This window comes from Streptomyces sp. NPDC088261, from assembly GCF_044740805.1.
Lineage (GTDB): Bacteria > Actinomycetota > Actinomycetes > Streptomycetales > Streptomycetaceae > Streptomyces.
The window spans coordinates 215,054-232,977 of sequence record NZ_JBIURL010000007.1 but is presented as its reverse complement, the minus strand read 5'-3'; the positions used below and the strand labels follow the sequence as shown (position 1 = coordinate 232,977).

Genomic DNA, 17,924 nt, shown 5'->3' with positions numbered 1-17,924 from the left:
TACGTGCGCATTGCCTACGCATCTCCAAAAAGATCGGCGACAGGGAAAAGGAAAGGGAATTCCTCTCCGAAGAGCCATGAAGAGCTATGAAGAGCCGTCAAGTGTTCAGGTGTTCAGGTGTTCAGGTGTTCAGGTGGACCGGCGTACCGAGAGCCGCAGCAGTACGGGCCCCGCCAGCGCGGCGGCGCCGCCCGCCACCAGCACGCCGAGCAGGGCCCAGCGGATGGCGCCCAGCACCCCGCCGGGGGTCACCCCGCCCGACTGCGCGACGGTCTTCTTGTCCGTCGCGGAATCGGCCCCCGGGGCGGTCGGCGCGCCGCTCCCGGGCCCGGCGCCGGAGTCCTCACCCGCACCGCCGCCGCTGCCGGCGCCGTCGCCGGAACCGGCCGTACCACCACCGGCGGCTCCCCCGGCTCCACCGGAGCCGGAGCCCAAGCCCGAGCCCGAGCCCGACCCGCCGCCCCCGCCGTTCCCCGAACCCCCGCCCCCGGACGAGGCGCCGTCCCCCGACGCATCCGCCTCCGGGTTGCCCTTCTCCAGGCGGTCCGCCGCGGCCTCGGTCTGCCGCCGGAGCGCGGCCGGCAGCGGTACGTACCCGGGCGGAAGCTCCCCCGGCCCGTACCCGGGCACCTGCCCCTGACCTGCCGCGTACCGCAGCACGCGCGCGTAGTCCTCGCGCACGGGCCTGTCCAGGTCCGTCGACGCGGCCGCGTAGGTCAGCATGGTCAGCGGATAGGCCCCGCCCCTGGCCTTGCCGGGGTCGGCCGCCCTGACGCCGGCCACGGCCGTGTCCTTCATCGTGCCGACGGCCTTCAGCATCGACGCGTCCGTGGGCTTCACGAACCGGCCGTCGGACGTCCGCAGCGCGGCGACGCCCAGCTGGTAGCGCGCGGCGGAGGCCGTGTCGACGATGCCGTACGCCCGCCGGCTGCCGTGTGTCGGCGGGACGCCGACCAGCTTCACCCCCTCGGGCGCCGAGGTGTCCTGCTCGATGCGGGACTTCCCGCCGTTGCTCCCCCGGCGGACGAAGAGCGCCCCCTGGTGCATGTCCGCCACATAGGGCGCCCAGTCCAGCTGGCCGTACGTGATGTGCTTGCCGTCGCTGGTGAGTTCGGTCTCGGTCGGATCGACCTTGGGGAAATCGACGGGGGCCTTCGAGTCCAGGTTCAGTTTCTTGTAGTACGGATTGACCTTCGTGCCCCACGGGTCCGCTTCGCCCTTGAGGAAGGCACGCGCCTCGGGATCGCTCTGGAGATAGCGCCAGACAATACCGTTCACGTCGGAGACGTCCCCGATCAGCATGATCGCTCCGGCGTTCGCGAGCGGATTAAGCGCGCCTTCCTTGAACTGCGGATTCAAATCCAGGAATTCCGGGTCCACGACGATCGACGCCGCGTTGCCCACCAGGTGCGCGGGGACCGTGGACTCGGCGCCCGTCATCAGCCGCACGTCGTTGATGTAGGACGCGGTGAGGATCTTCGCCAGCAGGCGCGGGGTGATCTTGATGTCCTCGACCGCGGTCTCGCCCTCCCGCTCCCAGAAGAACCCGACCGTCAGTCCGCTCAGCGCCACCGGCGCGTGCACCACGGGCGCGGCGCCCTTCGGCGCCCTGACCGGGTCGATCGTGAAGGCCAGCCCGGGCGCGGAGTCCGTGGGCTCGGTGATCTGCGACCGCGCGAAGTCCTCGCCGGACTGGCTGAACGTGAACCGGGTCTCCCCGCCGGCGCACAGCCGGGACTGCCAGGAGGTGAGGGCGTCGGTGACCATCTCCGAGCCGATCATGCGGCGTTCGGCCTTGTCGAGGGCGCAGCCGTCGCCCACGGGCTGGAAGCCCATCGGGAACACCAGCCGCTGGGCCCAGTTGGAGGTGGAGAGCGGGGAGCTCTGCAACATCTGGTTGTTGCCCCCGGTGCCGTCGACGTCGTGCTCGCCGCGCGGCACCACCACCAGCCAGCAGTTCCGCACCTTCTGGGACGCACCGGTCCCCAGGCGTTCGCCGCAGCCCAGATGCGGGGCCTCCCGGGCGGTCTGCACCGGGAAGACCAGGTCGCCCGTGCCGTCGGCCCGGGTGATGCCGAACAGCTCCTCGTTGGTGTCGAGGTTGCTGAAGTACGTGAAGTCGCGGCTGCCGGTCGTGGCGGGTTCCCCGTTGGCCGGGCGGAACGGCACGAAGGACTCGGCGGTGCCGTTGTTCACGTACTCGGTCTCGGCGGGGTCGCCGTCGAGCTGCCGGAGCGCGACCAGGCCGCCGCCCTTGTCCCCCTTCTTCGCCACCCCGAACACACACTGCTCACGGTCGGGACCCTTCGGGTCGTCGCCCCAGCACTGCATCACCTGGAGGTAGTTGTACGACGGGTACCCCGTGGTCGGCTTCCCGCCCGTCCAGCTCACCCGTACGCCCTGCGAGCGGAGGTCCTTCGTCTGGCCCACCGTCACCTTGAGACTGGAGAAGTCGTCCAGCGTGCCCTTCCTGCCCTGGACGGTGAGCGCCGAGGACGCGCGCTCCTGCCCCGCGGCCTGGGCCTCGTCCCCCGGCGGCAGCGGCAGTACCGCGAGGACCAGGGCTCCGAGCAGCGCGCACACGCCCGCCGCCGTACGGCGGTCGGGCCGCCCGCCCCCCTCGCGCCGGTCGGTTCGGCGTCTCATCGTTCGTCCCCCTTGCGCCGGGCCCGGCCGGCCAGAGCGCGGGCCACGACCGGCGGGCCCACGACCACACCGAGCAGCAGGGCCGCCGAGAGGGCCATCAGCGCGCCGCGCAGTCCCATGGATCCCCCGGACGCCAGGGTGACCGGCGTGCCGACCACGCTCGCGTCGCCCGTCCCCGCCTCGCTGCCCAGCGGTTCACCCGTATCGGGGTCAACCGCGCCCCCGGTCCCCGTCCCGCCGGACGCCGCGGCGCCCTCGGAGGCCGGGGAGCCGCCCGTGCCGTTCCCGTCGGCGTCCGCGGTGGCGCCCGAGCCGGAACTCCCGCCCGTGGCGGCCGCGTTGCCACCGCCCGTGGTGCCGGATCCCGAACCGCCGCCCGTACCACGGGAGTTGGAGTTACCGCCACCGTTCCCGCGGGCCGCCGGGACGACCGGTGTCTCCTCGCGGGCCGCGCCCGCCGTACCGGTGGAGCACTGCGTCGGCCCCCGCTTGTCGCACTCCTTGGGGTAAGGGGCCTTCTTCGCCAGCGTGTTGGAACCGTCGGAGGAGAACGTGGGGTTGCGGCAGGTGCTGATCTTGATGTCCGCGACCGGCGCGCCGGGGATGCGCCGGACCTGGTTGAAGCCGGCCTGCACCAGGTTCATCGGCAGCGGCGAGTAGCCCAGCTCCTCCGCCTGCTGCTGGCCGTCACAGAGGAAGTAGTTGGCGAACGTGCCCAGCGACTTGCCCTTGCCGGCCGTGAAGCCGAGTTCCGTGGAGGTCGGGATGATCATGTAGCTGTAGCTGGAGAGCGGGTACGACCTGCGGTCCCGGTTGACGTACACGCCGTCGAGGATCTGGGTGAGGTAGTTCGGCGAGTTCTTGTTCTCGTTGATACGGGCCTGCTGCAACGCCACCGCCACACTCGACGAGGTCGGCTCGACGTAATACCCCTCGCTGTTCAGCATCTTGGCGACCGGGAAGCCGGTCTTGATCGCGTACGAGTACTCCACGTACGTGATCGCGCCCTCGAAGCTGGACTGCTTGGTGAAGCCGGACACACCCAGCGAGCCGGACTTGGCGACCGTCGAGGACCCGGGGATCACCGGGTAGTACGACGTCATCCCGCACGGCGTGGACCGGCCCGCCCTGCGGCAGTAGTCGTTCCACAGCGCCCCGTGCTTCTTCGCCATCCAGGTGGTGAACTGGGCCGTCGTACCGGAGCCGTCGGAGCGCACCACCGGGACGACGCGGCGGGCCGGAAGGGTCAGGCCGGGGTTGTCGGCCTTGATCTCCGGCGCGTTCCACATGGTGATCCTGCCGGTGAAGAGCTTGGTGATCACCTCACCGGACAGCCGCAGATTGGTGACCTTCTTGCCACCGATCTTGAGGTTGTACATGAACGAGGTGCCACCGGCCACGATCGGCATGTAGGCGTAGCTGCGCTTGGTGGGCGGCACGTCCGTGGTCCGGCCCTCGGTCAGCCCGTACGGGATCTCCGAGACGCCGAAGTCCGAGACGCCGTTCTTGAACTCCTCCCGGCCCACCGAGGAACCGGACGCCGAGAAGTTCACGGTCAGCCCGATGTTGGCGCCGATGTTGCGCCGCCACTGGTCCAGCGCGTTCGAACTCCAGGTCGACCCCGAACCGCTGAGCTTGGTGTACGACTCGGCCCACGCCGGTGGATGGACGGCGGCCAGCGCGCAGGCCAGCGCCGCGAGGAGCACGAGCGTACGGGTGAGCGGTACGGCTCTCACTGGGAACTCCCTGGATCTGTAACGGATTTCGGGGCGGTGTGCGCCCTGTCACGCGCGGCGAACCGCTCGGCGTCCTTGCGGGACGCCTGGACGCGGCGGTGCTCCTGGCCGCGGCTGAGCCGGCCGGAGTTACGGCCGCCGATCACCCGCGCGAGGATGAACAGCAGCAGGACCAGGCTCATGAGGGCCGCCGCCGTGCCGAAACCCCGGGCGATCATGGTGGGTTCCGGCGACTTGACGAACTCGAAGACGGCCAGCGGGAGCGAGACCTGCGCCCCGTTGAAGGGGTTCGCGTTCAGCTCGGCGGTGAACCCGGCCGTCAGCAGCACCGGGGAGGTCTCCCCGACACCCCGCGCCGTACCGAGGATCACCGCCGTGGTCAGTCCCGACCGGGTGGTGGGCAGGACGACGTGCCACACCGTGCGCCAGCGCGACGTACCGAGGGCGTACGACGCCTCGCGCAGGGTGCCGGGGACGAGCCGGATGACCACGTCGGAGGCCCGGATGATGATCGGCAGCATCATCACCGCGAGCGCGAGCGAGGCCGCGAACCCGGACCGGCCGAGGCCGAGCGTCAGGATCACCGTGGCGTAGATGAAGAGGCCGGCGACGATCGACGGCAGCGCGGTCATCGCCTCCACCACCGTCCTGACCAGCCGGGCGAACCGGCCGGGCACCTCGTTGAGGAAGACCGCGCACACCAGGCCGACGGGGACGGTGAAGGCGAGCGCCAGGGCGATCTGCTCCAGCGTCCCGACGACCGCGTGCAGGACACCCCCGGCGGACAGCGGGTCGAGCGGGCCGGCCGTGCGCATGTCCTCGGTGTAGAAGTTCAGGTGCGGCAGCGCCTCGCGGCCCTCGAAGAGGGTGTAGACGACCACGAACACCAGCGCCACGAGCATGAGCAGCGCGAGGCTCTGGATCACCACCCCGGCCACCTTGTCGCGGACGGCGGGTCCCGACTCGTCGAAGGACACGAGCAGCGCGTAGACCCCGAGGAACAGGAGGTACGCGACCACGACGAAGCCCACGAGGCCGTTGAAGGGCAGCAGCCGCGTGAAGAGCAGGCCGGTGAGCGCGAACGACGCGGCGGCGGCCCCGACCAGCGCGTACACGTCGCTGCCGCGGGTCAGCGACGTGTCGCGGCGGCGCTCGCCCAACGGGTCTGCGGGCGGCGGGCGTTCGGCGGCCAGGGTGGTGCGCGGGCGCGGAGGTGCTGTGGTCATGACGGGGATTCCCTACTCGCTCGCCGCGCCGGAGCGGCTGCGGGCGACGATGGAGGACGCGGCGAAGTTGACGACGAGGGTCATCAGGAAGAGCGCCAGGCCGGCGGCCATCAGGGCGGACATGCCGAACTCGCTGGCTTCTCCGTACCGCAGGGCGATCAGTGAGGAGATCGAGCTGGTACCGCTCTGGAGCACGTGCCACTGGATGTCGAAGATCGGCGAGATGACGAGATAGACGCCGATGGTCTCGCCGAGCGCCCGGCCGAGCCCGAGCATGGTCCCGCCGATCATGCCGCCCTTGCCGAACGGCAGGACGACGCTGCGGATCATCCCCCACCGGGTGGCGCCGAGCGCGTACGCACCCTCCCGCTCGCCCACCGGGGCCTGCGAGAACACCTCACGCATCACCGAGCAGACGATGGGCGCGACCATGAGCGCGACGACGATGCCCGCGATCAGGGTGGAGGAGGCGTAGACGGTCGCGTTGGCGAGCGGGTCGCGCGGGTCGGCGCCGTCGACGGTGAAGAAGGGGATCCAGCCGAAGTACGTGGAGATCCAGCGGGCCGTGCCGAGAACCTGGTTCTGGAAGAAGAACAGCCCCCACAGCCCGTAGACCACGGAGGGCACGGCGGCCATCAGGTCGACCACACCGATGAGGGTCTGCCGGATGCGGGGCGGGGCGTACTCCGAGATGTAGAGCGCGCCCCCGACCGCGAGCGGTACGGCGACCAGGATCGCCACCAGGGCGATGAGGACCGTTCCCACCAGGACGGCCGCGATGCCGAAGCGCCCGGCGTCCGGCTCCCAGGTCTCGGTGGTCAGGAAGGACCAGCCGGCCCGGGAGAGCGCCTGCCAGGCGCGGTAGAGCAGGAAGCCGCCGACCAGGAGCATCACGGCGAGCACGAATCCACCGCCGGAACGGGCGACACCACGGAAGATCCGGTCCGGCAGCCCCGGATCCACGTACAGCCGTCTGGGCCCCTCGGACCCCTCCCCGGGGCGCTCTTCGATGTGTGTCGTCACACCGGTCACCCTCGGGGCGCGTCATTGACACGTGTGCTCCGGTGTGTGAACGAGGTGTGCCCTAGGGGCAACTTCCGTTCACATCGCCCACTTCGCGTCCCCGGAGCGCTTCAAATCCCTCATCCTCAATCCCTCGCCTGCCCCAACTCCTGCTCGGCAGCCGCGAATTGACCAAGCAGCCCGACAAACCGGCCCAGCGCCGCACGGCAGGTGGAGTACCTCTCGTACGTACGTGAGGACGCCGCGACGGCCGTTCCGTCGGGCATGCGTAACCACCAGGCCCACCCGTCACCGCCCGGTCCGTGGTGTACGCCCCCGGCCGCCTCGTCCGCCCGGGCGCACATCTCGCCGAACGCCCGGGCGCAGGACCGGCTGTCCGTGAAGCTGCCCGCGGACACCCCCACCACCCGGCCGTTGTGCGCGATGAGCCGCCAGCCGAACCCGCCGGCCGGGTCGGTGTCGATCTGACACCGCGCCCCGCCCACGGCGGCTCTGCCTAACTCGTCCGATCTCTTCATGACCTTCAGCTCCCCCCGCCCTTCCCGGGGTTGGGAACGGCAGGAGCAACTTATTGAGACGAACGGGACGGTTGCGGTTTCAACGGATCACCGGCCGAACACTTCACTCGAATGTTGCCCCTATGTCCCCCCGGAGACCTCTGACGCCGGGCCGGGGAACGTCACGGAGGCGCGGCCCGCGCACGAACACGCCCTCGTCAGCGCCGGTTCGGCGAGGATTCCCGCCGGCCGTCCCGCCGCCCCTTGCCGCTCTCGGGGCGCCGCGTCAGCACGAGCGGGCCGGTCTCGGTGATGGCGACGGTGTGTTCGGAGTGAGCGGTGCGCGAGCCGTCGGCCGAGCGGATCGTCCAGCCGTCCGGGTCATAGACGATCTTGTTGGTGCCGGCCGCGAACCAGGGCTCGATCGCGAGCGTCAGGCCGGGCCGCAGCTTCCAACCACGGCCGGGGCGGCCGTCGTTGGGGATGTGCAGGTCCTCGTGCATCGTGCGGCCGATGCCGTGGCCGCCGAACTCCAGGTTGACCGGGTACCCGTACGCGGCGGCGACCCCGCCGATGGCCGCCGAGATGTCCCCGAGCCTGTTGCCCGGCCGCGCGACCTCGATCGCGGCCTCCAGGGCGACCTCGGTGGCCTCGATCAGCCGCAGATCCTCCGGGGCCGGGGTGCCGACGACGACGGAGTGGGCGGAGTCCGCGGCCCAGCCGTCCACCCGTACCGCCATGTCCATGGTCAGCAGATCCCCGTCGCGCAGCTTGTAGCTGTGCGGCAGTCCGTGCAGTACGGCGTCGTTGACCGAGAGGCACACCACGTTGCGGAACGGGCCCTTGCCGAACGAGGGCGCGTAGTCCCAGTAGCAGGACTCCGCGCCGCGCTCCTTGATCCGGCGGCGGGCGTGATGCTCCAGGTCCATCAGGTTGACCCCGACGGCGGCCAGGTCACCCAGTTCGGCCAGCACCTGGCCGAGGAACTGTCCAGTGACGTGCATACGCTCGATGTCCTGGGGAGATTTGAGCTCGATCACTGCGTTCCTCGATTTCTCCGGGGCGGCCTCCGGCTCTCCGGGGCACCCTCCGGCCCACTGACAGGTATATTTATACCAGCCAGGAGGACGGTTGCCGCCGCACACCCGCCCCCCTAGCATGAGCGCATGGTTCGCTACCCGCTCGCCCCCGAACAGATCGAGGCGGGCCGACGCCTCGGAGCGGCGTTGCGCGCCGCCCGAGCCGGACGCAGCCCCGTCGAGGTGGCCCTGGCGGCGGAGATCTCGCCGGAGACCCTCCGCAAGATCGAAACGGGCCGCCTGCCGACCCCCGCGTTCGGCACGATCGTCCGCCTCAGCGAGGTACTGGACGTCCCCCTGGCGGACCTGGCCTTCGTCTGGCGCACCGACCCCGCACTGAGCGAGGCCTCCTAGGACAATCCCGCGGGTATGCCTCCTGAGAGGTTCCCGTAGGGCGGTCGCCTCACTTGCCGGTCTACCTTCTGGTAGGTAGCGTGAAGGCATGAGTACGACCACGCGCACCCAGCTCCTCGACGCGGCCACGTCCGTGGTGCGGCGCCGGGGCTACGCCGCGTTCAGCTACGCGGATCTCGCGGAGGCGGTCGGGATCAGGAAGCCGAGCGTCCACCACCACTTCCCGGCGAAGGCGGATCTGGCGCTGGAGATGGTGTCGCGGTACAGCGGCGACTTCCTGGCCCGGCTGCGGTCGGCCCGGCAGCACGCCGCCGAGCAGGGCGGACCGGGCACGGTGGGGCTGCTGGAGTTCTACGCGGGCCTGTACCGCGAAGGACTCCAGGACGGCCGGGCGTGCCTGTGCGCGACGCTGGCGGCGGAGGCGGAAGCGGTTCCGGAGGAGGCCCGCCGGGCCGTGGCACGGTTCTTCACCGCGAACGTCGACTGGCTGACCGGTCTCATCGCCCAGGGCATCGCCTCCGGCGAACTGGCCGCGACCACGGATCCCGGGCGGGCGGCGCGCGGATTCCTCTCCGCGGTGCAGGGAGCGATGTTCACGGCCCGCGCCCTGGGTGACGTGTCCTACTTCGACGGGGTCGCCGCCTCGGCCGTCGAGGCGTTGCGCCCCCGCGCGGCGCGCTGACGGGCGGCGCACCGACGGAGCGGAGAGGACGGCGGGCCGTGAACATCGAAGCACTGCGGTACGCGCGAGCGGTCTCCCAGACCCGGTCGTTCAGCGCGGCGGCCCGCGCCTACGGGGTGACCCAGCCCGCGCTCTCCAACGGGATCGCGCGCCTGGAGGAGGAGTGGGGCCTGAAGCTGTTCGACCGCTCCCCGCGCGGGGTCAGGCCGACGGCGCACGGGGCACGGATCCTGCCGCTGGTGGAGCGGGCCCTGGCGGCCCTGGACTCCGTCGGCGCGGAGGCCCGGCGACTGGCGGACCCGGCACCGGAGAGCATCCGCGTGGGCGTCTCGCCCCTGATCGGCCCGGACCTCGTCGCCCGCGTCTTCGCCGCGGCCCGCGCCCCAGGGGGTGCCGCCGTGGTCCTGCGCGAGGCGGACAGGGAAGTCCTGCTGGCCGGACTGACGGCCGGGGAGCTGGACGTCGTCCTGCTGCCGGCGGTGGAGCCGCTGCCACGGTTCCAGCACCGGGTCGTCCACCGCGAGCCGGTCGTGGTGGTCGACCCCGCGTCCACGACCACGGGCACGCCGCTGGAACTGGCGTCCGCGGTCGACGCCTCGTACATCCTCGTTCCCGACACCTGCGGCCTGACGGCCTTCACCATCGCGCTCTTCCACGACCAGGGCCTGCCCCTGCGCCGGTATCCCGGCGAGGCGTCGAACGTCCGGGTGCTGGAGGAGTGGGCCGGTCTCGGCCTGGGCGCCGCCCTGCTCCCGGCGTCGAAGGTCTCCGGTGCGCACGTACCGTGCCGGCCGCTGGTGCGCTCCGGCAGGCCCGTGGAGATCCGGTACGAAGCCGTGTGGAGCGGCGACACACCGCTGAGCGCCGACCTCGGCCGGCTGGTCTCGCGGCTCGCCTCTCCACTCGCCGCCGCCGAACAGGCGCCACCGGACCCGCCCCTCCGTAGAACCCACGGCCAGTAGCGGCCGCTATGGCCCCATCACCGAAGAGCGTCTACCCGGGCGGGGACGGACGGCGTAGCGTCGAGCCGTACCAGCTTCGCCTACCTACTAGTAGATAGAGAACCCTCATGAGCCAGGATTTCGACGGCAAGAAGCTCATCGTGATCGGCGGCACCAGTGGGATGGGGCTGGAGACGGCGCGCCTCGTGATGCGGGAAGGCGGCACGGCCGTCGTCGTCGGACGTGACCCCCGGGTGGCGGCCTCGGCCGCCGGGGTGCTGGAGAAGCTCGGCACGGTGCACACCCTCACCGCCGACCTCACCGGCGCGGAGGACGTCGACGCCCTGCGCGAGCGGCTGGCCCGGGAGCACGCCGACGCGGAGCTGCTGGTGAACGCGGCCGGCGTCTTCACCCCGAAGCCCTTCTGGGAGCACACGGAGGAGGACTACGACCGCTACCACGCCTTCAACAGGGCGGCGTTCCTCCTCACCCAGACCGTCACCGCGAACATGGCGGCCAGCGGTGCCGGGGGCGCCGTGGTCAACATCGGTTCCATGTGGGCCCATCAGGCCGTCGCGGCCACCCCGTCCTCCGCCTACTCCATGGCCAAGGCCGGGCTCCACTCGCTCACCCAGCACCTGGCCATGGAGCTCGCCCCGCACCGCATCCGCGTGAACGCGGTGGCGCCGGCCGTCGTCAGAACCCCCATCTACGAGGCGTTCGTCCCCCAGGACCAGCTGGACGGGGTACTGGACTCGTTCGACGCCTTCCACCCCGCCGGCCGTACCGGAACGCCGACCGATGTCGCCGGCACGATCCGCTTCCTCCTCTCCCCCCACACGGCCTGGGTCACCGGCGCCGTCTGGAACGTGGACGGCGGCGTGATGGCCGGACGCAACTGACCCACCGGGCCGCCCCCGGGCCGCTTGTGCTGCTCCGTCAACGGCCGGCGGTTCGGCGGCTTCCGGCGCGGAGCGTCTCGCGGAGCAGGTCGCCGAACGGGGCCGGGTGGGTGGTCAGGCCGATGTGACCGCCGGGGAAGTGCACGAGGTCCGTGCCGAGGCGGTCGGCCAGGAAAGCGGCCGGACGGTACGCCAGTTCACCGCGCGAGTCCTCCCCGGCGGCGAGGACGAGCCGGTCCGACAGCGCCTCCAGCCGGTCCAGGTCCGGGGTGTAGGACATGAAGGCGGGAACGATGCGCCCGACGAAGTAGGGCAGCCCCGCCATGGTCTGTTCGGCCCGCGCCGCCGCCTCCGGCGGAAGCCCGACCTCGGCCTCGACCTTCACCTCGGCCTCGACCTTCACCTCGGCCTCGACCTTCGCCTCGGCCTCCGCCTCCGGCCCCGCGGGGTCGTCGCCGTCCCCCTTCAACCCCGCGGCGAACACCGCCATCGCCGGCATGAGTCCTTCCGTACGAAGCGTCTCCCCCACTTTCGCGAGGAGCCGGCGATGCTCGGCGGCGTCCGGCAGCACCATCACCACCGGAGGCTCGTGCACCACGACCCGCTCGACGCGTTCCGGACGGGCGGTCAGCAGGTGCAGGGCGGCGATCCCGCCCGAGCTGGCGCCGAAGACGCGGGCGGGCTCGCCGGGCGACAGCAGTTCCAGCAGGCGGAACGCGTCGTCGGCGTGCTCGGCCACACTCTGCCCGGCCTCGGGGTCGTCCAGCGTGCTCCGGGCCATGCCGCGCGGATCGTACGTGGCGACGGTGTACTCGCCGGCGAGTCCGGACGCCAGGCCGGCGAGGGAGGCCGCGCCGCCCGTCCCGCCGGGGATGAGCAGCAGGAGCGGGCCGTGGCCGCGGACTTCGTAGTGCAGGGTCGCGCCGTTCACGCGCAGGCTGCCGGCGGTCGGGGCGGTCATGAGGGTTCTCCTTCGAGGGGCGGCCAGTGCTCCAGGAGGACGTGCAGGGCGTCGAGGGCGCGGAGCCAGGACCGCTGCGGCGCGCGCCGGTGCGCGAACCCGCCCGCGGCCTCCAGCGCGACGAACCCGTGGAACGTGCTGCGCAGCAACCGGACGGCGTCGGTCAGGTCCGGCTCGGCCAGTCCGTACCCGCGCAGCATGTTGTACGTCAGCTCCACCGCACGCCGCGGTCCCGGCGCGGCGGCCGCCAGCTCGGGGTCGATCCGGATCGAGGCCTGCGTCGCCGCGTAGCGGCCCGGGTACCGGTGGGCGTACTCCCGCCAGGCGTCGGCGAACGCGACCAGCGCGTCCTTGCCCGACCGCCCGGCGGTCGCCTCGGCGATACGGATGGTCTTCTCGTCCGCCGCGAGCAGCGCGATCCGGCCGCGCAGATCCTCCAGACCCCGGACGTACGTGTAGAGGCTCGCGTCCTTCACACCGAGCCGCCGCGCCACCCGCGACATGCTCACCTGGTCGAGCCCGACCTCGTCCGCCACCTCGGCGCCCGCGACCGTCACCCGCTCCACCGTCAGCCCTGCCCGCGCCACGCGCCGCCCCTCCCCGCCTTCCATGTCTTCCTAGGGGTCCTAGTTTTAACCTAGGACCCCTAGGAAGAGCAAGCGGTTCTCTCCGGTCACGGACGACGGGCGCCCGGGGCGGCCGCCTCCAGGTCGGCGACGCTCCCCGACATGATCGTCCGCACATGCTCGGTGAGGTGCTCCGCCGGCCAGTCCCACCAGGCCACCGCGAGCAGCCGGGCCACGTCGTCCTCGCTGTACCGCAGGCGCACCAGACGCGCCGGGTTGCCGCCGACGATCCCGTAGTCGGGCACGTCCTTGGTCACGACCGCGCCGGCGGCGATGATCGCGCCGTGCCCGATCCGTACGCCGGGCATCACCGTCGCGCCGTACCCGAACCAGACGTCGTTCCCGACCACGGTGTCGCCCCGGTTCGGCAGCCCGCTGAGGAGGTCGAAGTGCGCGGCCCAGGAGCCGCCCATCGTCGGGAAGGGGAACGTGGACGGGCCGTCCATGCGGTGGTTGGCGCCGTTCATGAGGAACCGCACGCCGGTGCCCAGCGCGCAGAACTTGCCGATGACCAGCCGTTCAGGACCGTAGTGGTAGAGCACGTTGCGCGTCTCGAAGGCGGTCGGGTCGTCCGGGTCGTCGTAGTAGGAGTACTCCCCGACCTCGATCAGCGGGGACGTCACCAGCGGCCTGAGCAGCACCACCCTCTTCTGGCCGCGCATCGGATGGAGCACGGACGGGTCGGCGGGCACGGACGCGGGCGGAGGCGTGGTCATGGTGAACGTTCCCCAGGGGTCGCGGGTCGGTGACCGGCCCCATGATCGCGCCACCGCGCCGGGGAGGACACCGATTTACGCGGCCCGTCAGTCCCTGCCGCCTCCGCCGTCGCTCGGCCAGGTGCCCGTCGCCCGCTCGATCGCCTTGGCTCCCGACCGGTCGACCGCACTCCGTACCACCGCGAAGATCGCGCCCTGGACCGCGGCCGCCAGCAGGACCTCGCCCCAGCCGCGATCGCGGTCCAGGGCGTCCGGGGCGTCGTCCTCGTGGCGCAGGACCTTCCAGGTCTGCTGGAAGGCGAGTCCCGCCAGGGCGCCGCCCGCCCAGCCGAGGACAAAGCCGACGGGCTTGTACGCGAGGGTGAGTTTCCGCTTCTTCTTCGTCACACCGGACGGATGCCCGCGCGGAGCGGAAGCACACGGAGCGGAAGCACACGGAGCGGAAGGAGACGGAGCGGCCCGTCGTGAACCGGGAACACCCCGCCATGAACCGGCGGCGGACTCCGCCCGTGCCATCAAGTGACATGCTCATGGCCACGATGAGAGGGACCTCACCCGCTATGAACAGACCGCAGTCACTCCGCCGCGCCCGCCGCGCGAGCACCCTTCTCGCTCTGACGCTCACCGCCGCCCTCGCGACCCCGGCCGTATCGCAGGCGGAATCGCGGTCCGGGCCGGGGACCGCGTCCCGGACCGCGTCCGCCGCGGCGACCACCCAGGTCGTCACCTGGGGCGCGAGCGCCGACCGGCTCGACGCGGCGGTGGCCGGGCGGACGCACCGCCTCATCATCCGCACCAGCACGGGCGGCAGCGCCCTGCGGATCCGCCTCTCCAACGCCTTCGGCGAGCAGCCGGTCACCTTCGGCCGCGCCTACGCCGGGGTACGGGCGTCCGGGGCGGCCGTCGCGGCCGGCACGAACCGGGCCCTGACCTTCGGCGGGGCGGCGGCCGTCACCGTACCGGCCGGAGGGTCGGTGTACAGCGACCCGCTGCCCGGTACGGTGCGGGCACAGGCCGATCTCGCGGTCAGTATCTACGTCCAGAGCGCGGCCGGTACCGCGACCGGCCACCAGATGGGCCGTCAGACCTCGTACATCGCACCGGCGGGCAACCACGCGGCGGCCGAGGCGGCGACGGCCTACACGCAGACCACCGGCTTCCGTTACTACCTCGACGCCGTGGTCGCCGACGCCCCGGCGGGCACCGGGGCGGTGGTCGCCCTGGGCGACTCGATCACGGACGGTTCGAACTCCACGCCGGACACCAACCGCCGCTGGCCGGACCTGCTGTCGGCCCGTCTCCAGGCCACCACGGGGACCACCCTCAAGGGCGTGGCCAACGAGGGCATCTCCGGCAACAAGGTGCTGACCGACGGCGCGGGCGTGAGCGCGCTGAAGCGGCTGGACCGGGACGTCCTGTCGCAGCGGGGTCTGCGTACGGTGATCCTGCTCGAAGGCGTCAACGACATCAAGGCCAACCCGGCCCCGACGGCCGCCCAGTTGATCACCGCGTACCGGCAGATCATCGACCGGACCCGGGCGCGGGGGGCGTGTGTCGTGGGCGCGACGGTCATGCCGTACGAGGGCTGGCCCGAGTGGAACGCGAACGGTGAGGCGATCCGCCAGGAGGTGAACCGCTTCATCCGCAGCGGCGCGTTCGACGCGGTGGTCGACTTCGACGCGGCGATACGGAATCCCGCGGCGCCGACGAAGATGCTCCCCGCGTACGACGCGGGCGATCACCTGCACCCGAACGACGCGGGGATGAAGCTGATGGCGGACACGGTGAACGTGAACGCCCTGAGGTGCTCGCGCTAGGGCTTGTTCGCTAAGCCCTCCCGCGGCGGGGCGGCGGCGTCCACCGGCACGGTCGGTCCGGGCCGGCCTGATCCGGACTGATCCGGCCCGGTCCGGCCCGGTCCGGCCCGGTCCGGCCCGGTCCGGCCCGGTCCGGCCTGGGCGCCGCCGCCCCCACCCCGGCCGAACGGCTCCCTACGCTCCTCAGGGCGTGACGACCGCGCCGTCGTAGACGTGGTCGGGGGTGGCGATCGCCGTGACCGCGCGGGCGAGGAGGGTGGACGGCTCCTGGCCGTCACTGGTCGCGTCCGTGTTGATCATGATCACCAGGGTGGCCTTCTCCGAGGGCAGATACACGGTCACCGTCTCGTACCCCGGGATGGAACCGTTGTGCCCGATCCATCCGTTGGTCTCGAAGATGCCCAGACCGTACGTGGTCCCGGGGAAGCCGGTCGGCAGCGTCTTGAGGCGTTGCGCCTGGGTCTCCGGGCTGAGCAGTTTCCCGGTGGCGACGACCTCCGCCCAGCGGCGCAGGTCACGCAGGTTCGAGATCATCGCCCCGGCCGCCCAGGCCCAGCTGGGATTCCAGTCCGTGGCGTCGGCGACCGCTCCGCTCAGCGTCTGGTCGGTGTACCCGCGCGGGTGCGGTTCCGGGAACTCGGTCCCGTACGGGAACAGCGTCGCGCGCAGGCCCGCCGGGCGGATCACCCGCCGGTCGATGACGTCCGCGAGCTGGTGGCCGGTCACCTTCTCGATCACCAGGCCGAGCAGGACGAGGTTGGTGTTCGAGTACTCGAAGCGCGTACCCGGCGCGGAGGTGTTCGCGTGCCGGAAGCCGTACGCGAGCACCTCCCGGGGGGTGAAGGTACGTTCCGGGTCGCTCAACAGGTCGTGGATGAAGTCCGGGTCGGAGGTGTACGGGAACAACCCGCTCCGCATCTCGGCCAGTTGACGGAGCGTGATCCGGTCCCCGTGCGGCACCCCGTGGACGTAACGGGAGATCGGGTCGTCCAGCCGGATCCTGCGGTCGTCCACGAGCCGGAGCAGCGCGGTGACGGTGAAGGTCTTGGTCTCGCTGCCGATCCGCACGAAGGGGTCGACGGTCATGGGCTCACGGGTGACGGTGTCGGCGACGCCCGTCGCGCGGACGTAGCTTCCCCTGCCCGGCATCCACAGGCCGACGACCACACCGGGAATGCCCGCCTGCTCGCGGGTGTCCTCGATCGCCCGGTCGAGCCGGGCGGTCAGCTCGGGACCGTGACCGCCGGCCGGGTCCTGATCGCCCGTGGACCGGCCGGCGGTCACGGCCTGGACGGTCGCGGCGGGGGCCGCCGTCACCGGAATCAGCACGGATGCCACGAACAACGTCGCGGCGAGCAGCCGGCGGCGGGAGGTACGTCGCATACGGTGGCACCTTTTCCAGTCGGGTCTTCGCGTCCGGGCTCGAACGCCCTCACATCACCACCGCACGAGTTGCCAAAGGTCGTATTTACTGACGTGTCATCTGAATCCACCCGTTCGGAGCCGCGAGGCCGCCGCTACCAGGGCACTTCACCGTTCTCGTCCTGGAACGTCCCCGTCGGACCGTCCGCGCCGAGCGTCGCGAACCGGACGACGACCCTGGCGCTCTCCTCCGGCGCCCTTCCGATCCCGAACGCCGCGGTCAGGTCGGTCGCCGTGGTGCCGGGCTCGACGGCGTTGAACCTGATGCCGGGCTGGGACTTGGCGTACTGGACCGTGAGCATGGTGGCCGCGGCCTTGGACGCCGAGTAGAGCGCCAGCGGCAGGTGGAACTCCGGCCGGTCCGGATGGGTCACCGCCCAGAAGGACCCGGCACTGCTGGAAACGGTGACCACGGTCGGGTTCGAGGACCTGCGCAGGAGGGGCAGCGCCGCTTCCGTGACCCGTACGATCCCCACCGCGTTGGTGTCGAACGCCCGGAGCGCCGTGGGGCCGTCGGTGACCCCGTCCTCCAGGATGCCCGCGTTGTTCACGAGGACGTCGAGCCGGCCCTCGGCCGCGTCGATCGCCGCCAGCGCGTCGCGCACGGACGCGTCGTCGGTGACGTCGAGCCGTACGAATCGCGCGCCGAGCGCCGCCGCGGCCTTCTCGCCGCGCTCGGCGTCGCGAGCGCCGACGTAGACGACGTGGCCCAAGGCGATCAGCTGCCGGGCGGTCTCGAAGCCGATGCCCTTGTTGGCCCCGGTGATCAGTGTGATGGTCATGCGTTTCCTCACGAGGTAGGTGGTACGGGTGACCGATACGAGGTAGGTGGTACGGGTCGCCGGGCGGCCGACGCCGGTCAGGAGGGCCGGCCGGCCAGCTGCCGGAGGAGTTCACCGGCGTCGTGCAGGGCGGTCATGTGGGCGAACCGTCCGTCGCGCACCTGGTAGATCGCGTACTCGACGATCTCGAACGAAGCGCCGGTGGGGGTGACGCCGAGCCATTCCTTCACCGGGGTACCGGTGTTGACCAGGCGCGCGGCCAGCCGGTCACCGTCGAAGAGCAGCTCCTTGAGCTCCCAGTGGAGGTCCGGGACCGCGTCCACGTCCCGCTTCTGTACGGCGAGGAGATCGTCCCGGGTGGCCGGCTCACCGTTCAGGGTGGTCCGGTCGCCGATGAACGCGTCCATACCGTCGAACTCGTGTGCGTTGAGCGCCTCGATGTAACGCAGGTAGAAGGCGCGCAGACCACTGTCGGACATGAGACAACCCTTCGAATTCCGCAGCGATCGCTACG

At 71.5% G+C, this 17,924-nt stretch carries 18 protein-coding genes; 5 read left to right on the top strand and 13 right to left on the bottom strand.

All coding sequences use genetic code 11. The features are described from left to right. Positions 1–129: 129 nt before the first annotated feature. The 6 genes from ACIODU_RS16500 to map form a co-directional block, all read right to left on the bottom strand. Positions 130–2,646, bottom strand: a complete 2,517-nt coding sequence (locus ACIODU_RS16500; RefSeq protein ID WP_401768088.1) for a hypothetical protein — start codon at positions 2,644–2,646, stop codon at positions 130–132. Beyond that, the gene (locus ACIODU_RS16495; RefSeq protein WP_401768087.1) at positions 2,643–4,382 is read right to left on the bottom strand and encodes a phosphate ABC transporter substrate-binding protein PstS; all 1,740 of its coding nucleotides are present in this window, start codon (positions 4,380–4,382) and stop codon (positions 2,643–2,645) included. The genes ACIODU_RS16500 and ACIODU_RS16495 overlap by 4 nt, the downstream gene beginning before the upstream one ends. Next, a complete protein-coding gene (gene pstA, locus ACIODU_RS16490) occupies positions 4,379–5,608 on the bottom strand; it encodes a phosphate ABC transporter permease PstA (RefSeq protein WP_401768085.1) in 1,230 nt (409 codons plus the stop codon). Before pstA ends, ACIODU_RS16495 begins: the two co-directional genes overlap by 4 nt. Positions 5,609–5,620: 12 nt before the next feature. Further along, positions 5,621–6,631 (bottom strand): phosphate ABC transporter permease subunit PstC, encoded by a 1,011-nt coding sequence (gene pstC, locus ACIODU_RS16485; RefSeq protein ID WP_401768083.1) that lies wholly within the window; start codon positions 6,629–6,631, stop codon positions 5,621–5,623. A gap of 125 nt (positions 6,632–6,756) precedes the next feature. Next, complete coding sequence (locus ACIODU_RS16480; RefSeq protein ID WP_356423344.1) at positions 6,757–7,149, bottom strand: hypothetical protein; 393 nt, start codon at positions 7,147–7,149, stop codon at positions 6,757–6,759. 197 nt (positions 7,150–7,346) lie between these two features. Continuing rightward, positions 7,347–8,168: a type I methionyl aminopeptidase gene (gene map, locus ACIODU_RS16475; RefSeq protein WP_401768080.1), complete on the bottom strand. Its 822-nt coding sequence runs from the start codon at positions 8,166–8,168 to the stop codon at positions 7,347–7,349. 126 nt (positions 8,169–8,294) lie between these two features. Between map and ACIODU_RS16470 the strand changes: the two genes are divergently transcribed. The 4 genes from ACIODU_RS16470 to ACIODU_RS16455 all read left to right on the top strand — a co-directional run bounded on the left by ACIODU_RS16470 (position 8,295) and on the right by ACIODU_RS16455 (position 11,086). Continuing rightward, positions 8,295–8,561: a helix-turn-helix transcriptional regulator gene (locus ACIODU_RS16470; RefSeq protein WP_356423338.1), complete on the top strand. Its 267-nt coding sequence runs from the start codon at positions 8,295–8,297 to the stop codon at positions 8,559–8,561. An 88-nt stretch (positions 8,562–8,649) separates the two neighbouring features. Further along, positions 8,650–9,243, top strand: coding sequence for a TetR/AcrR family transcriptional regulator (locus ACIODU_RS16465; protein ID WP_401768078.1), 594 nt, complete (start codon positions 8,650–8,652; stop codon positions 9,241–9,243). A 38-nt stretch (positions 9,244–9,281) separates the two neighbouring features. Beyond that, entirely contained in the window at positions 9,282–10,205 is a 924-nt protein-coding gene (locus tag ACIODU_RS16460) for a LysR family transcriptional regulator (RefSeq protein WP_401768076.1), read from the top strand. A gap of 107 nt (positions 10,206–10,312) precedes the next feature. Further along, a complete protein-coding gene (locus tag ACIODU_RS16455) occupies positions 10,313–11,086 on the top strand; it encodes an SDR family NAD(P)-dependent oxidoreductase (protein ID WP_401768074.1) in 774 nt (257 codons plus the stop codon). A 37-nt stretch (positions 11,087–11,123) separates the two neighbouring features. On the opposite strand, the gene ACIODU_RS16450 is transcribed toward ACIODU_RS16455, so the two are convergent. The 4 genes from ACIODU_RS16450 to ACIODU_RS16435 all read right to left on the bottom strand — a co-directional run bounded on the left by ACIODU_RS16450 (position 11,124) and on the right by ACIODU_RS16435 (position 13,776). Further along, positions 11,124–12,047, bottom strand: a complete 924-nt coding sequence (locus ACIODU_RS16450; protein ID WP_401768072.1) for an alpha/beta fold hydrolase — start codon at positions 12,045–12,047, stop codon at positions 11,124–11,126. Next, positions 12,044–12,634, bottom strand: coding sequence for a TetR/AcrR family transcriptional regulator (locus ACIODU_RS16445; RefSeq protein ID WP_401768070.1), 591 nt, complete (start codon positions 12,632–12,634; stop codon positions 12,044–12,046). Before ACIODU_RS16445 ends, ACIODU_RS16450 begins: the two co-directional genes overlap by 4 nt. A gap of 86 nt (positions 12,635–12,720) precedes the next feature. After that, complete coding sequence (locus ACIODU_RS16440; protein ID WP_401768068.1) at positions 12,721–13,389, bottom strand: CatB-related O-acetyltransferase; 669 nt, start codon at positions 13,387–13,389, stop codon at positions 12,721–12,723. An 87-nt stretch (positions 13,390–13,476) separates the two neighbouring features. Further along, positions 13,477–13,776 carry a DUF4235 domain-containing protein gene (locus ACIODU_RS16435; RefSeq protein WP_327234021.1) on the bottom strand — a complete coding sequence of 100 codons (300 nt, stop codon included), beginning with the start codon at positions 13,774–13,776 and terminating at the stop codon, positions 13,477–13,479. A 173-nt stretch (positions 13,777–13,949) separates the two neighbouring features. Here ACIODU_RS16435 and ACIODU_RS16430 point away from each other — a divergent pair, with 173 nt between their 5' ends. Continuing rightward, positions 13,950–15,206 (top strand): SGNH/GDSL hydrolase family protein, encoded by a 1,257-nt coding sequence (locus tag ACIODU_RS16430; protein ID WP_401768066.1) that lies wholly within the window; start codon positions 13,950–13,952, stop codon positions 15,204–15,206. Between the two features lie 183 nt (positions 15,207–15,389). On the opposite strand, the gene ACIODU_RS16425 is transcribed toward ACIODU_RS16430, so the two are convergent. The 3 genes from ACIODU_RS16425 to ACIODU_RS16415 form a co-directional block, all read right to left on the bottom strand. Then, a complete protein-coding gene (locus tag ACIODU_RS16425) occupies positions 15,390–16,589 on the bottom strand; it encodes a serine hydrolase domain-containing protein (RefSeq protein WP_401768065.1) in 1,200 nt (399 codons plus the stop codon). A 134-nt stretch (positions 16,590–16,723) separates the two neighbouring features. Further along, positions 16,724–17,410 carry an SDR family NAD(P)-dependent oxidoreductase gene (locus ACIODU_RS16420; RefSeq protein ID WP_401768063.1) on the bottom strand — a complete coding sequence of 229 codons (687 nt, stop codon included), beginning with the start codon at positions 17,408–17,410 and terminating at the stop codon, positions 16,724–16,726. A 77-nt stretch (positions 17,411–17,487) separates the two neighbouring features. After that, positions 17,488–17,889, bottom strand: coding sequence for an ester cyclase (locus ACIODU_RS16415; RefSeq protein WP_401768061.1), 402 nt, complete (start codon positions 17,887–17,889; stop codon positions 17,488–17,490). Between the last annotated feature and the right edge of the window lie 35 nt (positions 17,890–17,924).